The sequence below is a fragment of the Stenotrophomonas sp. DDT-1 genome (assembly GCF_001580555.1).
Lineage (GTDB): Bacteria > Pseudomonadota > Gammaproteobacteria > Xanthomonadales > Xanthomonadaceae > Stenotrophomonas > Stenotrophomonas sepilia.
Genome location: NZ_LEKR01000001.1, coordinates 159,827 through 173,514, shown reverse-complemented (window position 1 = coordinate 173,514; position 13,688 = coordinate 159,827). Strand labels below are relative to the sequence as shown.

The window sequence follows — 13,688 nt, the reverse complement described above, 5'->3', positions numbered from 1 at the left end:
CGACGTTGGCAGCGGCTCCTGCCGCTGCCTTCGGCTCTACGTACGTAAGCGGCGGATTACGCCGCCGCGGCCTGCTCGCGGCGCGGGCCTTCACGCAGGGCACGTCCCACCATGCCGACCAGCAGGTCCAGCTCCTGGCTGTCCATGCCGAAGTGCGGGGTGAAGCGCAGCGAGTTCTCACCACCGTGAATCACGTTGATGCCGTGCTGGCGCAGCCATTCCTCGGTGGAGTTGGCGCCGTAACACTTGAACTGCGGCGCCAGCTCGCACGAGAACAGCAGCCCGGTGCCCTGCACCTTGGTGATCAGGCCACCCAGCTCGCTCTTGAGCTGTTCCAGTTTGCGCACGGCCTCGGCGCCACGTTCGGCGATGTTGGCGCGTACCTGTGGGGTCAGCTGGGCCAGGGTGGCGCAGGCCACGTCCAGCGCACGCGGATTGCTGGTCATGGTGTTGCCGTAGATGCCCTTGCGGTACAGCTGCGCGGCATGCTCGGTCACCGCCAGCACCGACAGCGGGTACTGCGCGGCGTTGAGCGCCTTGGAATAGGTCTCCATGTCCGGCGGGTCAAGGCCTTCAAAGCCCGGGTAATCGACCACCGACAGCACGCCATGCGCGCGCAGGCCTGCCTGGATCGAGTCGAGCAGCAGCAGGCTGCCGTGTGCACGGGTCAGCTCACGGGCAACGGCATAGAACGACGGCGGCACCGAACGGCCCGGGTCGCCCTCGCCCATCACCGGCTCCAGGAATACGGCTTCGATGAACCACTGGTTGCGCGCGGCATCCTCGAACACCTTGCGCAGGCCGGCCTCGTCGTAAGGCGCCACGGTGATCACCGAGTCCTCGCCGCGGTAGCTGGCCAGGTGCTGCATGTAGCTCTTGCGACTGGAATCCGAATAGAGGGCAGGGCGGTCGGTACGGCCATGGAAGCTGCCCTTGACCACCACGCGCTTGATCGCAGCGCCGGCGTGACGTGCGCCAGGATCGGTCTGCAGCTTGGCGTTGACGTCGGCGATGCGCGCGGCCAGGCCGACGGCTTCGGAGCCGGAATTCAGGCACATGAAACGGGCGAATGGGCAGCCGCCACGGCGGTGGCCGATCTCGGCACGCAGGGCGGTGATGAAGCGCTGCTGCGACAGGCTGGGGGTCATGATGTTGGCCATCACCTTTGGGCGCGCCATGGCTTCCAGCACGGCGTCCGGGGTGTGCCCGAAGCCGAGCATGCCGTAGCCGCCGGCATCGTACAGCACGGCGCCCTTCAGGGTGACCACCCATGGGCCGCGCGCGGCCAGCGCCACGTAGGGGGTTACCGCGTCATCGGCATAGAAATTGACGAATCCGTCCTGCATCGCGTCGATCTGTGCCTGTTCGTCCTGCGCCAGCAGCGGCCCCAAGTCGGCCTGCACGCGCGCGAATTCCTCGGCGGCGGCGTCCACGGCGGCGATCAGCTGCGGGTGGTTGGCGGACAGGGCGGTCAGGGTGGCATCGTCCAGGCCGGTGGTGAGGCGGGTGCCGGGCTGGTTGCGCAGGGGGGCGAGGCGTTCGATGAAGCTCATTGCAGATCTCCTGAAACAATGGGTCGCACGGGCCATCAAAAGCAAAACGCGCGTCATCACGCGCGCTTGGGGCAGGCTCGTGCAGCGGACTTCCGGTTCGATGCTAGCACTTGTTTTTTTGCGCGATAACCCCGTAGAAACCTGCTGCATAGCAGCATTTTGCGCGACGTTCGCCGCGAAGTGCGCCGGCTCGCAGACGCTGGACGTACAATGCGCGCCATTGTCGACCTGTTGCCGCCCACCGCCTTGAAGAAGTCCGATTTCCATTACGACCTGCCGGCTGAACTGATCGCGCAGGCTCCCCTGGCCGAACGTTCCGCCAGCCGCCTGCTGCTGGTACCACCGGCGCCGGGTGCCTTCACCGACCTGCAGGTGCGCGACCTGCCGTCGCTGCTGCAGCCGGGCGACCTGCTGGTGTTCAACGACACCCGGGTGATTCCGGCGCGCCTGTTCGGGCAGAAGGCCAGCGGCGGCCGCGTGGAGATCCTGATCGAGCGCCTGCTCGGCGCTCAGCAGGCGCGTGCGCAGGTCGGCGCCAGCAAGTCGCCGAAGGCCGGCAGCCGCATCGCGCTGGATGCCGGTGGCGAAGCCGAGGTGCTGGGCCGCGATGGCGAGTTCTACGTGCTGCAGTTCCATGTGCCGGAATCGCTGGAACAGTGGCTGCTGCATGCCGGCCGCCTGCCGTTGCCGCCCTACATCCAGCGCGAGCCGGGCGTGGACGACCGCGAGCGCTACCAGACCGTGTTCGCGCGCGAGGTAGGCGCGGTGGCGGCACCGACCGCCGGCCTGCATTTCGACGAACCGCTGCTGGCGGCGCTGAAGGACAAGGGCGTGGAGTTCGGCCACGTCACCCTGCACGTGGGCGCGGGCACCTTCCAGCCGGTACGCGCCGATGACCTGAAGGACCACGTGATGCACCGCGAGTGGCTGAACGTCGGCGCCGAACTGGTGCAGCAGGTGCGGCGCACGCGCGCCGCCGGCGGCCGGGTGATCGGCGTCGGCACCACCGTGGTGCGCGCGCTGGAAAGCGCGATGCGCGATGGCGAACTGCTGCCGTTCGCCGGCGAGACCCAGATCTTCATCACCCCGGGCTACCGCATCCGCAGCGTCGACGCGATGGTGACCAATTTCCACCTGCCCGAAAGCACGCTGCTGATGATGATTTCGGCGTTTGCAGGCAAGGACCGCGTGTTCGAGGCCTACCAGCACGCGATCGAGCAGCGCTACCGCTTCTTCAGCTACGGCGACGCCATGCTGCTGTTCCCGCAAGCGGGGTAGGGCGCTGACCTCTGCCTGCTTGTGGTGGGTGCGCACCGTTGGTGCGCACTTGCAGGTGCCTGGAGACCAGGAAAGCCACGCATGGCGTGGCTCTACTGCCGTGCCGTTCAGGCCTGAATGGGCGGTCGAGCCGGTTTTGGGAGACAATGAGCGACTATTTGCCCGAATGACCGCTCCATGTCCCGACTGCAGTTCCAGCTCCAGACCCGCGACGGCCGTGCCCGCCGTGGCCGCCTGACCTTCCCGCGTGGCACGGTGGAAACGCCGGCCTTCATGCCGGTGGGGACCTATGGCTCGGTCAAGGGCATCCTGCCGGACCAGGTGCGGGCGCTGGGCGCCGAGATCATCCTCGGCAACACCTTCCACCTGTACCTGCGCCCGGGCCTGGACATCATCGCCGACCACGGCGGGCTGCACGGCTTCTGCCGCTGGGATGGCCCGATCCTGACCGACTCCGGTGGTTTCCAGGTGTTCTCGCTGGCCCATCGACGCAAGATCACCGAGCAGGGCGTGACCTTTGCCTCGCCCACCGACGGCGCCCGCGTGTTCCTCGGTCCCGAGGAGAGCATGAAGATCCAGAAGGTGCTCGATTCGGACATCGTGATGATCTTCGACGAGTGCACCCCATACCCGGCCACCGAAGACGTTGCCCGCCGTTCCATGGAGCTGAGCCTGCGCTGGGCCCAGCGCAGCCGCAACGCGCATGACGAGCTGGGCAACGACGCGGCCTTGTTCGGCATCGTCCAGGGGGGCGTGCACACCGACCTGCGCAGCCGCTCGGCCGACGCCCTGCAGGCGATCGGCTTCGACGGCTACGCCATCGGCGGGCTGGCCGTGGGCGAGCCGGAGCACGAGCGCAATGCCATGCTCGACCACCTGGATCCGGAGCTGCCGGGCGACCGGCCGCGTTACCTGATGGGCGTGGGCCGGCCGGAGGACCTGGTCGAGGGCGTGGCGCGCGGCGTGGACATGTTCGACTGCGTGATGCCGACCCGTAATGCGCGCAACGGCCACTATTTCACCTCGTTCGGCACCGTTCGCATCCGCAATTCCCAGTACGCGCGGGACATGGACCCGATCGAGCCGGGCTGCGGCTGCGTGGCCTGCACCGGCGGTTACACCCGGTCCTACCTGCGCCACCTGGACCGCTGCAATGAGATGCTGGCGCCGATGCTGGGCACCCTGCACAACCTGTTCTATTACGAAAAGCTCATGGCCGACATCCGTGCCGCGATCGAGGCGGGAACCTTCCTGGCCTTCCGCGAGTCCTTCTACGCGGCACGCGGAGCGGTGGCCCCGCCGCTGTAACCCCGACGCCCCCCTGCCGAACGGCCCAAGGACGAACGCCCGGGGCCGTGGCATACTTCAAGGCTGACCCAGATCCGCGGTCGACACCCCCGCCCCTCAAGGGACGGGAGCGCCGCCCAACCAAAGGACCAACGATGAACCTGCTTGCTTTCCTGATTCCCGCCGCCCACGCCCAGGCCGCCGGCGGCCAACCGCAGGGCATGGGCCTGACCACGCTGCTGTTCCCGATCATCCTGATCGCCATCATGTACTTCCTGATGATCCGCCCGCAGATGAAGCGGCAGAAGGAGCACAAGGCCATGCTGGAGAAGATCAAGCGCGGCGATGAAGTGCTGACCAACGGCGGCATCGCCGGCAAGGTCACCGACATTGGCGACCACTTCATCACCGTCGAAGTGGCCGACAACGTGCGCATCCGCGTGCAGAAGGGCGCTGTCGGCAGCGTGCTGCCGACCGGCACCCTGGATTCGGCCAAGTAAGCCACTCCCTTTCCGAAGCACAACCGCGGCGCCGGGGATGGCGCCGCGCGGGACCCAAGCAATGCTCGAATTTCCACGCTGGAAGTACGTCGTCATCCTGATCGTACTGGCGCTCAGCGCGCTGTATGCGCTGCCCAACATCTACCAGAAGGACCCGGCCATCCAGATCACCGCCAACCGTGGCGGGCAGATCGACGATGCGCTGCGCGACCGTGTGCTGGCCGACCTGAAAAAGGCCGGCATCGCCACCATCGGTGCCGAAAAGGAAGGGGAAAGCCTGATCGTCCGCCTGTCGGACCTGAAGTCGCAGTCCGCTGCCAGCGACGCCCTGCGTGACACCGTCGGCGAGAAGTACACCGTGGCGCTGAATCTGGCTTCGACCGTGCCGGACTGGCTGGCCAACCTCGGCGGTCGCCCGATGGTGCTGGGCCTGGACCTGCAGGGCGGCGTGCATTTCGTGCTGCAGGTCGACCAGAAGGCTGCCCTCGACAAGCGCCTGGATGCCTATACCGAAGACGTGCGCAGCACCCTGCGTGACGCGCGCATCGCCTACCAGTCGGTGGAACGCCGCGCCGATAACAGCATCGTGGCCAACCTGAGCCCATCCGCCGGCGATGACGCCGCGCAGCGTGCCCGCGCCGCGCTGGTCAAGGCACAGCCGACCCTCGGCTATGACGTCAGCGGCAACCGCATCACGGTCACCGTGCCGGAGACCGAGATCACGCAGATCGCCAACGGCGCCATCGAGCAGAACATCAACACCCTGCGCAACCGCGTGAACCAGCTCGGCGTGGCCGAGCCGATCATCCAGCGCCAGGGTGCCGACCGTGTGGTCGTGCAGCTGCCGGGCGTGCAGGACACCGCCGAAGCCAAGCGCATGATCGGTGCCACCGCCACCCTGGAGTACCGTGCGGTGGTTGAAGGCAATGCGCAGGACGCCATCAACTCCGGCCGCATTCCGCCGGAAGCGAAGGTCTACCAGCAGCGTGACGGCCGCGGCCCGATCCTGCTGAACAAGCGCGTGATCGTCACCGGCGACCAGATGGTCGGTGCGCAGGCGGTGACCGATTCGAACAGCGGCTCGCCGGCCGTCAGCGTGACGCTGAACAACGTCGGTGGCCAGCGCATGTTCGACTTCACCAGCGCCAACGTGAACAAGCCGATGGCGGTGGTCTACACCGAGCGCGTGCCGACCGTAACCGTCGTCGACGGCCAGGAAGTGCGTGGCTTCAAGGTCAACGAGGAAGTGATCTCGGTGGCCAACATCAACGGCGTGTTCGGCAAGAACTTCCAGACCACCGGCCTGCAGAAGAAGGAAGCCGAAGACCTGGCCAAGCTGCTGAAGTCGGGTTCGCTGGCTGCGCCGATGGACTTCGTCGAGGAGCGCGTGGTCGGCCCGAGCCTCGGCGCCGAGAACGTCAAGAACGGCATGCGCGCGGTGGTGTTCGCGTTCCTGTTCACCCTGGTGTTCTTCAGCGTGTACTACCGCATGTTCGGTGTGATCACCTCGGCAGCGATGCTGTTCAACCTGCTGATCGTAGTGGCGGTGATGTCGCTGTTCGGTGCCACCATGACCCTGCCGGGCTTTGCCGGCCTGGCGTTGTCGGTCGGCCTGTCGGTGGACGCCAACGTGCTGATCAACGAGCGTATCCGTGAAGAGCTGCGAGCCGGCGTGCCGGGCAAGACGGCGATCGTGACCGGTTACGAGCGTGCCTCGGGCACCATTCTCGACGCCAACCTGACCGGCCTGATCGTCGGCGTGGCGCTGTTTGCATTCGGTACCGGTCCGCTGAAGGGCTTCGCGCTGACCATGATCATCGGTATTTTCGCCTCCATGTTCACCGCGATCACCGTGTCGCGTGCGCTGGCGACGCTGATCTACGGCCGCCGCAAGAAGCTCCAGAACGTGGCCATCTGACGGGACGACACGCACAATGAAACTGTTTCCGCTGCACATCCTCCCGAACGACACCAAGATCGACTTCATGCGTTGGCGCCATGTCGCCATGGCAGTCACCATCGTGGTGTTCCTGGCCTCGGTCGCCATCATCGGCATCAAGGGCTTCAACTACGCACTGGACTTCACCGGCGGCACCCTGATCGAAGCCCGCTTCGACAAGGCGGTGGATGTTGAGCAGGTCCGCACCAAGCTCGAGCAGAGTGGCTTCGAAGGCGCCCAGGTGCAGAGCGTCGGCGGCAACACCGACCTGCTGATCCGCCTGGCCCCGCACGGCGAGCATGCTCCGGGTACCGGCGATGCCGCCCACGAGGACAAGGCCACGGCCGCTGCCGTGGTGAAGGCGTTGTCCACTGCCGACAATCAGGCCACCGTGCTCCGCAACGAGTTCGTGGGTCCGCAGATCGGCAAGGACCTGGCGATGAATGGCCTGTATGCCACCATCTTCATGCTGGCCGGCTTCCTGATCTACATCGCGGTGCGCTTCGAGTGGAAGTTCGCGGTCACCGCCAGCATCGTGGCGATGTTCGACCTGATCGTGACGGTCGCTTACGTGTCCCTGCTGGGCCGTGAGTTCGACCTGACCGTGCTGGCCGGCCTGCTGTCGGTGATGGGCTTTGCGATCAACGACATCATCGTGGTCTTCGACCGCGTCCGTGAGAACTTCCGCAGCCTGCGCGTGGACTCGATGGAAGTGCTGAACCGTTCGATCAACCAGACGCTGTCGCGTACGGTGATCACTGCCGTGATGTTCTTCCTGTCGGCGCTTGCCCTGTACCTGTACGGCGGCAGCTCGATGGAAGGGCTGGCCGAGACGCACATGATCGGCGCGGTGATCGTGGTGCTGTCCTCGATCCTGGTGGCGGTGCCGATGCTGACGATTGGTGTGCTGCGCGTGAGCAAGCAGGACCTGCTGCCGAAGGCGAAGGACGTCGAGGCCCTGGCCCGTCGCCCATAAGCGTTCGCGCTGCACGCAACACACAGAGAACCCCGCGCAAGCGGGGTTTTTTGTGTGCAGGGCTTGCAGCCCTGCACCCGCGGTAGTGCCGGCCGCTGGCCGGCAACAGCAACAGCAGCAGCAAGAGCGTGCCTTCCGTGGGTGGGCGGGGCGGTGTCGGAGTGCGGGGACGCCGCAAGTACGTCCGTGTAGGCTTGGCAGCCGCTTGCTCGTGTGCGCTTTCCTGCGCACACGGCAAGACCGGGGTTGGGCGTCCTGCCCAACCCGCCCGAGGCATGCCTCGGGCCCATGCGGCTGACACCCCGCACTCCGACACCGCCCCACCTCTGACAGATTCCCGCGATCGGGTATATCCACGCCGTGCTTGGATGAAATCTGTCAGATATCGATACCCAACGAGCTGTTCCGACAGATCGCAGAGAACTGTCGAAGGCGGGGTGGGTCCGGTTGAGGGGGCGTGAGCCGCATGGATGCGGCGACCGAGCTTACATGGGTGAGGGCGCTTTGCTTGCGAAGCATTGCTTTGCAAGCGCCCGAACGCACAGCCGCCAGCGGCTGGGCCGGGCTCCGGAGGGGGACTTGCAGCGTCCCCCTCAACCGGACCCACCCCGCCCACCCCCAGGAACCCAGCTTCTGCCGTTGCTCTGGCTCTGGCCGTTGCTCAGGCCTCTGCGGGTGCAGGGTGCAACCCTGCAAAAGAAACACCACCCTACGGCAGCGTCGGTTGTGCATTCGGCCCCCGCGCACTACGATCCTGCGGTTCGCGCGCGTGCGCGCCCGTACTCCTGCTGAGCGCCCCGTGCGCCGCATCTGCCAACCTGAGGTATCCATGGTCATCAAACCGCGCGTCCGCGGCTTCATCTGCGTCACCACCCACCCGACCGGCTGCGAGGCCGCGGTCAAGCAGCAGATCGACTACATCCGCGCGCGTCCGCCGATCCAGAACGGTCCCAAGCGTGTGCTGGTGATCGGCGCCTCCACCGGCTACGGCCTGGCCGCACGCATCACCGCTGCCTTCGGCAGTGGCGCTGCCACCCTCGGCATCTTCTTCGAACGCCCGGGCAGTGAAACCAAGCCGGGTACCGCGGGCTGGTACAACTCGGCCGCGTTCCACAAGTACGCCGACGAAGCCGGCCTGTATGCCAAGAGCATCAATGGCGATGCCTTCTCCGATGAAGTGAAGGCGAAGACCATTGAAATGATCAAGGCTGATCTGGGCCAGGTCGACCAGGTTGTCTACAGCCTGGCAGCGCCGCGCCGCAAACACCCGAAGACCGGCGAGATCATCAGCTCCACGCTGAAGCCGATCGGCGAGCCGATCACCCTGCGCGGGCTGGATACCGACAAGGAAGTGATCACCGAGACCACCTTGCAGCCGGCCACCCCGGAAGAAATCGCCGGCACCGTCGCGGTGATGGGCGGCGAGGACTGGCAGATGTGGATCGATGCGCTGGCCGATGCCGGCGTGCTGGCCAATGGTTGTACCACCACGGCCTTCACCTACGTGGGCGAAGAGATCACCCAGGCAATCTACTGGAATGGCTCGATCGGCGCGGCCAAGAAGGACCTGGACACCAAGGTGCTCGGCCTGCGCGAAAAGCTGGCGAAAATCGGCGGCGACGCGCGCGTGTCGGTGCTGAAGGCCGTGGTGACCCAGGCCAGCTCGGCCATTCCGACCATGCCGCTGTACCTGTCGCTGCTGTTCAAGGTGATGAAGGAAAAGGGCACTCACGAAGGCTGCATCGAGCAGCTCGACGTGCTGTACGACATCCTTTACGGCGGCAAGGCCGATGGCACGGCGGTCGATCGCCTGCGCCATGACGTGGTCGATGGCGACGGCCACACCGTCGCGCTGGTCGATGAGGAAGGCCGCCTGCGTGCGGACTACAAGGAAATGGCCGCAGACGTGCAGGGCAAGGTGGTCGCGCTGTGGCCGCAGGTGACCAACGAGAACCTGTACGAAATCAGCGACCTGGCCGGTTACAAGGCCGACTTCCTGCGTCTGTTCGGTTTTGGCGTGGAGGGCGTCGACTACGAGGCCGACGTCAACCCGGACGTGAAGATCGGCAACCTGGTCGACATGACCTGATCAAGCAGAAGGCCGGCGAAAGCCGGCCTTCTCGTTTGTGTAGAGCCGAGCCATGCTCGGCTCCTCTTCGCTTGAGTCCCGCAGCCGAGCATGGCTCGGCTCTACAGAGAGGCGTTACCCGAATTCGAACCCCATCTCCGGCAACGCCGGGCCGACGAAATCGCCCTGCACGTAATCCACGCCGGCACTGAACAGCAGCGTCATCGAGTTGGCATCGCTGACGAATTCGGCAATGGTGCAGATGCCCGCTTCCTGAGCACGCGCGGTGATCTGGCTGATGCGGTCGATGTTCTCGCGGGTGGCAGCCAGGTCGCTGGTGAAGCCCCGGTCCAGCTTGAGGAACTGCGGCTGGAAGTGGGCCAGCAGCTGGAACGAGTCCAGCCCGGAACCGAACTGCTCCAGGCCGATGCGGCAGCCCAGTGGCGCCACTTCGGCAAGGAACTGCTGTGCACTGCGCAGGTGGGTGAACACCTTCGCTTCCGGTGCATGCAGCCACAGCCGTTCGCCGGGCACGCCCTGTGCCTGCAGCTCGCGGCGCAGGGTGGCGATCATCTGTGGGTCATCGAACGATTCCGGCGTGACCTTCACCAGCACCTGGGTGGCATGACCCGCACGTGCGCGTTCGCCCAGCACCGCGATCGCCTGCGAAACCACCCAGCGGTTGATGTCGGCCAGCAGGCCGTGTTCCTCGGCGATGCCCAGGAACGCGGTCGGGCTCAGCAGCTCGCCATTGTTTTCCAGGCGCAGATAGGCTTCGTACAGTTCCAGTGGTTCGCCCTGCAGGTTCAGCACCGGCTGGTAGTGGAGCTGGAAACCGTCGCCGGCCAGCGCCTCGCGGATGCGCGCCACCCAGCGCTGCACACGCTCTTCCTCGACGCGGTCAGCGGCAGCCGGGTCGAAGATGCGGCAGGTGTTACCCAGCTCGGCTGCAGCCTGGGTGCATTCGCTGGCGCGCGCCAGCACCTGGCCGATGCTGGCGATCTTCTCACCGACCTGCACGCCACCGATGCTGACCGTCACCGTGGCCGAGCGTGCACCGATGCTGAAGACGTGCGCGGCGTAGGCTTCTCGGATGCGCTCGGCCAGCGCCACGGTCTGTGCATAGGGCCCGGCCTGCAGCACGGCGAAATTGTGCTCGCCGAAACGGGCCAGTTGCGCGTCCTCGCCAACCACTTCGGCCAGCAGGGCGGCGAGGGCGCCGATCAGGGTGTCGGCCGAGGCCAGGCCGATATCCGGCAGCAGGCGCGCGTAGTGGTCCGGCTCGATCAGCAGCAGGCCGAACTGGCCCTCGCTGCGCCCGGCCTGGGCCACCGCGCTTTCCAGCTGCAGCATGAAGGTCGGGCGATTGAGCAGGCCGGTGACCTGGTCGCGCTGGCGCAGGTCCTCGACCTCGCGTGCCAGTTCGGGGTCGAACTCCATGCGGCGGCGGAGCACCACCTGCAGGCAGGACTCGCCCTCGTAGGTGGCCGCCGCAAATTCCATCGTCGCCGGGAACGCACTGCCGTCCTGGTGGCGCGCGTCGAGCTGGTACTGAGGCGGCGGCGCCTCGCCACGGCTGAGGCCCTTCAGCAGCTGCTTGAAGCCCTCCACGTGCTGGGCGGCGACCATGTCCAGCAGCGAAATGCCTTCGATGTCGTCGAAATGCTCGTAGCCGAACATCTCCAGGTAGGCGTCGTTGGCGCGGATGTGCATGCCTTCATGCACGTAGGCGATGGGGTCGCGCGAGGAGGCGATCAGCGCGTCGCAGCGGCGCTCGGTCTCGCGCATCTGCGCCTCGATGCGGCGCAGGCCACGGCGCGCCTGCAGGTCCACCCACTGGTCGCGGACCACGGCGAGCAGGTGCTCGGGGCGCTGGCGCAGGGCAAGGGCACGGATGCCATGGCTGCTGGCCTGCACCAGTTCGTCCTCGTCGATGCGCTCGGCCAGCAGCACCAGCGGGATGTCCTTGCCGCTGGCGGCGATGTGCTGGGCTGCCAGCTGCAGCGGAATGCCCTGCGACGGCGAGGCCAGCACCAGGTCGATGGCCTGGCTGGTCAGCACCTGGGCCAGCTCGGCTGCATCCTGTGGGCGCCACGGGCGTACCGCGATGCCGCTGTTGCGCAGGGTGCTGACGATGGCTTCGGCATTCTCGCCGCTGTCATCGACGATTAGCAGGCGGATGGTGATGTCGTTCGCGTTCTGCATGCACTGCTCCCCAATCTGCGAATCTAGATACACGATGCGCGGCGAACCGTCCATGCGCGTCCCCCTTGCGCGCATGGAACGGCGAAGTGGTTCACACCACGCCGCCCGCTGCGTGCCCGCTTGCCCAGGCCCATTGGAAGTTGTAGCCGCCCAGCCAGCCGGTCACGTCCAGCACCTCGCCAACGAAGTGCAGGCCGGGGACGCGCTTGGATTCCATCGTTGAGGATGACACTTCGGCGGTGTCCACGCCGCCCAGGGTGACCTCGGCGGTGCGGTAGCCTTCGGTGCCGCTGGCCACCAGCGGGAATGCGCCCAGCAGCTGCGCAGCCTGGCGCAGCACCGGCTCGTCCAGCTGGCGCACGGGGCGGTCGGGCAGCCAGTGCTCGCACAGCCGCTGTGCCAGCCGCTTCGGCAGTACCTCGCCCAGCACCGTGCGCAGCTCGGCGGCGGGGCGGTCGCGCTTCATCTGGCGCAGCCACTCGCCCGCATCCTGGCCCGGCAACAGGTCCAGCTCCAGCGCATCGCCGGGCTGCCAGAACGAAGAGATCTGCAGGATGGCCGGGCCGCTCACGCCACGGTGGGTCAGCAGCATGAAGTTCTGGAAGCTCTTGCCGTTGCAGCGCGCCTCGATTGGCAGTGCGACGCCGCTGAGGTCGGCCAGCCGCTCCTGGTGCTTGCCGCTGAGGGTCAGCGGTACCAGCCCGGCGCGGGTCGGCAGCACCTGGTGGCCGAACTGGCGGGCCACTTCATAGCCAAAGCCGCTGGCCCCCATGCTGGGAATCGACAGGCCACCGGTGGCAACCACCAGCGAGGCGCAATGGAACAGGCCGTGCGTGGTGTGCACGCGGAAACCATCGCTGCCATGCTCGATGCGCTGCACGCTGCAGTCGGTACGGATCTGTACGCCGGCCGCCTGGCATTCGTCCACCAGCATTTTCACGATCTGCTTGGAGGAGACATCGCAGAACAACTGCCCCAGTTCCTTTTCGTGATACGCGATGCCGTGTTTGTGCACCAGCTCGATGAAGTGCCAGGGCGTGTAGCGGGCCAGCGCCGACTTGCAGAAATGCGGGTTGGCCGACAGGAAGTTGGCCGGGGTGGTGCCGGTGTTGGTGAAGTTGCAGCGGCCACCGCCGGACATCAGGATCTTCTTGCCGACCTTGTTGGCATGGTCGATCACCTGCACCTGGCGGCCGCGCTGGCCGGCAGTGATCGCGGTCATCAGCCCGGCTGCGCCGGCGCCGATGACCACCACGTCACAACGGATCGTGCTCATGCCTTGGCGCGCTTGCGCCAGGTCGGGATCACGTCGAGCTGCATCTGATCGTTGAGCAGCTGCACTTCACCGTCCTGGATCAGCACGCTCCAGCGCATCGCGCGCTGGATCTGCTGGCCCCACAGCTCTACGAAGGCACCGTCGAGGTCGACCACCGAAAGATTGTCGAAGCGCGCCAGGCCCTTGCCCTGCTTGCCCCACCAGATCTCCGAGGCGTTGCCGCCATAGTTGACCACCTGCACCTGGCGGCTGCGGTTGCTGGCCTTGCGGATGCGCGATTCGTCCGGATGGCCCAGGTCGATCCACTGCAGGATGTCGCCGGTGTAGTCGTGTTCCCACAGGTCGGGTTCGTCATCGGTGCTCAGGCCGCGGCCGAACTCCAGGCGGTCGCCGGCGTTCAGCGTGAAGGCGAGCAGGCGCACCATCAGGCGCTCGTCGGTCTCGGACGGATGCTGGGCCAGGGTCAGGTTGTGGGTCGCGTAGTAGCCGCGATCCATGTCGCTGATCTGCAGTTCGGCCTTGCGGATGGTGGCGGTAAGAGCCATGGGGGATCCGTGGACTAAAGAGGACAATGATAGAGGTTTGCTCCGGGGGTGTCCGTGGCCG

At 66.4% G+C, this 13,688-nt stretch carries 10 protein-coding genes; 6 read left to right on the top strand and 4 right to left on the bottom strand.

Going from position 1 to position 13,688, the window contains the following annotated elements:
* Positions 1 to 56: 56 nt before the first annotated feature.
* Positions 57 to 1,553 (bottom strand): aminotransferase class III-fold pyridoxal phosphate-dependent enzyme, encoded by a 1,497-nt coding sequence (locus AB839_RS00745; RefSeq protein ID WP_061477926.1) that lies wholly within the window; start codon positions 1,551 to 1,553, stop codon positions 57 to 59.
* Positions 1,554 to 1,763: 210 nt separating this feature from the next.
* On the opposite strand from AB839_RS00745, the gene queA reads away from it, so the two are divergent.
* The 6 genes from queA (at position 1,764) to fabV (ending at position 9,622) form a co-directional block, all read left to right on the top strand.
* The gene (queA, locus tag AB839_RS00740) at positions 1,764 to 2,831 is read left to right on the top strand and encodes a tRNA preQ1(34) S-adenosylmethionine ribosyltransferase-isomerase QueA (protein WP_061477925.1); all 1,068 of its coding nucleotides are present in this window, start codon (positions 1,764 to 1,766) and stop codon (positions 2,829 to 2,831) included.
* Positions 2,832 to 3,008: 177 nt separating this feature from the next.
* Positions 3,009 to 4,139 (top strand): tRNA guanosine(34) transglycosylase Tgt, encoded by a 1,131-nt coding sequence (gene tgt / locus AB839_RS00735; RefSeq protein WP_014646826.1) that lies wholly within the window; start codon positions 3,009 to 3,011, stop codon positions 4,137 to 4,139.
* Positions 4,140 to 4,273: 134 nt separating this feature from the next.
* Positions 4,274 to 4,618 (top strand): preprotein translocase subunit YajC, encoded by a 345-nt coding sequence (yajC, locus tag AB839_RS00730; protein WP_005416201.1) that lies wholly within the window; start codon positions 4,274 to 4,276, stop codon positions 4,616 to 4,618.
* Between the two features lie 61 nt (positions 4,619 to 4,679).
* On the top strand, positions 4,680 to 6,536 hold the full coding sequence (gene secD / locus AB839_RS00725; protein ID WP_005416202.1) for a protein translocase subunit SecD: 1,857 nt from the start codon (positions 4,680 to 4,682) through the stop codon (positions 6,534 to 6,536).
* A gap of 16 nt (positions 6,537 to 6,552) precedes the next feature.
* Positions 6,553 to 7,533, top strand: a complete 981-nt coding sequence (secF, locus tag AB839_RS00720) for a protein translocase subunit SecF (RefSeq protein ID WP_049413603.1) — start codon at positions 6,553 to 6,555, stop codon at positions 7,531 to 7,533.
* Positions 7,534 to 8,362: 829 nt separating this feature from the next.
* Complete coding sequence (gene fabV, locus AB839_RS00715) at positions 8,363 to 9,622, top strand: enoyl-ACP reductase FabV (protein ID WP_061477924.1); 1,260 nt, start codon at positions 8,363 to 8,365, stop codon at positions 9,620 to 9,622.
* Between the two features lie 114 nt (positions 9,623 to 9,736).
* Here the strand turns inward: fabV and AB839_RS00710 are convergent, their stop codons facing one another.
* The 3 genes from AB839_RS00710 to AB839_RS00700 all read right to left on the bottom strand — a co-directional run bounded on the left by AB839_RS00710 (position 9,737) and on the right by AB839_RS00700 (position 13,627).
* Positions 9,737 to 11,806, bottom strand: coding sequence for an EAL domain-containing protein (locus AB839_RS00710; protein WP_061477970.1), 2,070 nt, complete (start codon positions 11,804 to 11,806; stop codon positions 9,737 to 9,739).
* A 91-nt stretch (positions 11,807 to 11,897) separates the two neighbouring features.
* Positions 11,898 to 13,082, bottom strand: coding sequence for an NAD(P)/FAD-dependent oxidoreductase (locus tag AB839_RS00705; protein WP_061477923.1), 1,185 nt, complete (start codon positions 13,080 to 13,082; stop codon positions 11,898 to 11,900).
* Entirely contained in the window at positions 13,079 to 13,627 is a 549-nt protein-coding gene (locus AB839_RS00700) for a YaeQ family protein (protein WP_061477922.1), read from the bottom strand. Before AB839_RS00700 ends, AB839_RS00705 begins: the two co-directional genes overlap by 4 nt.
* Positions 13,628 to 13,688: the final 61 nt, after the last annotated feature.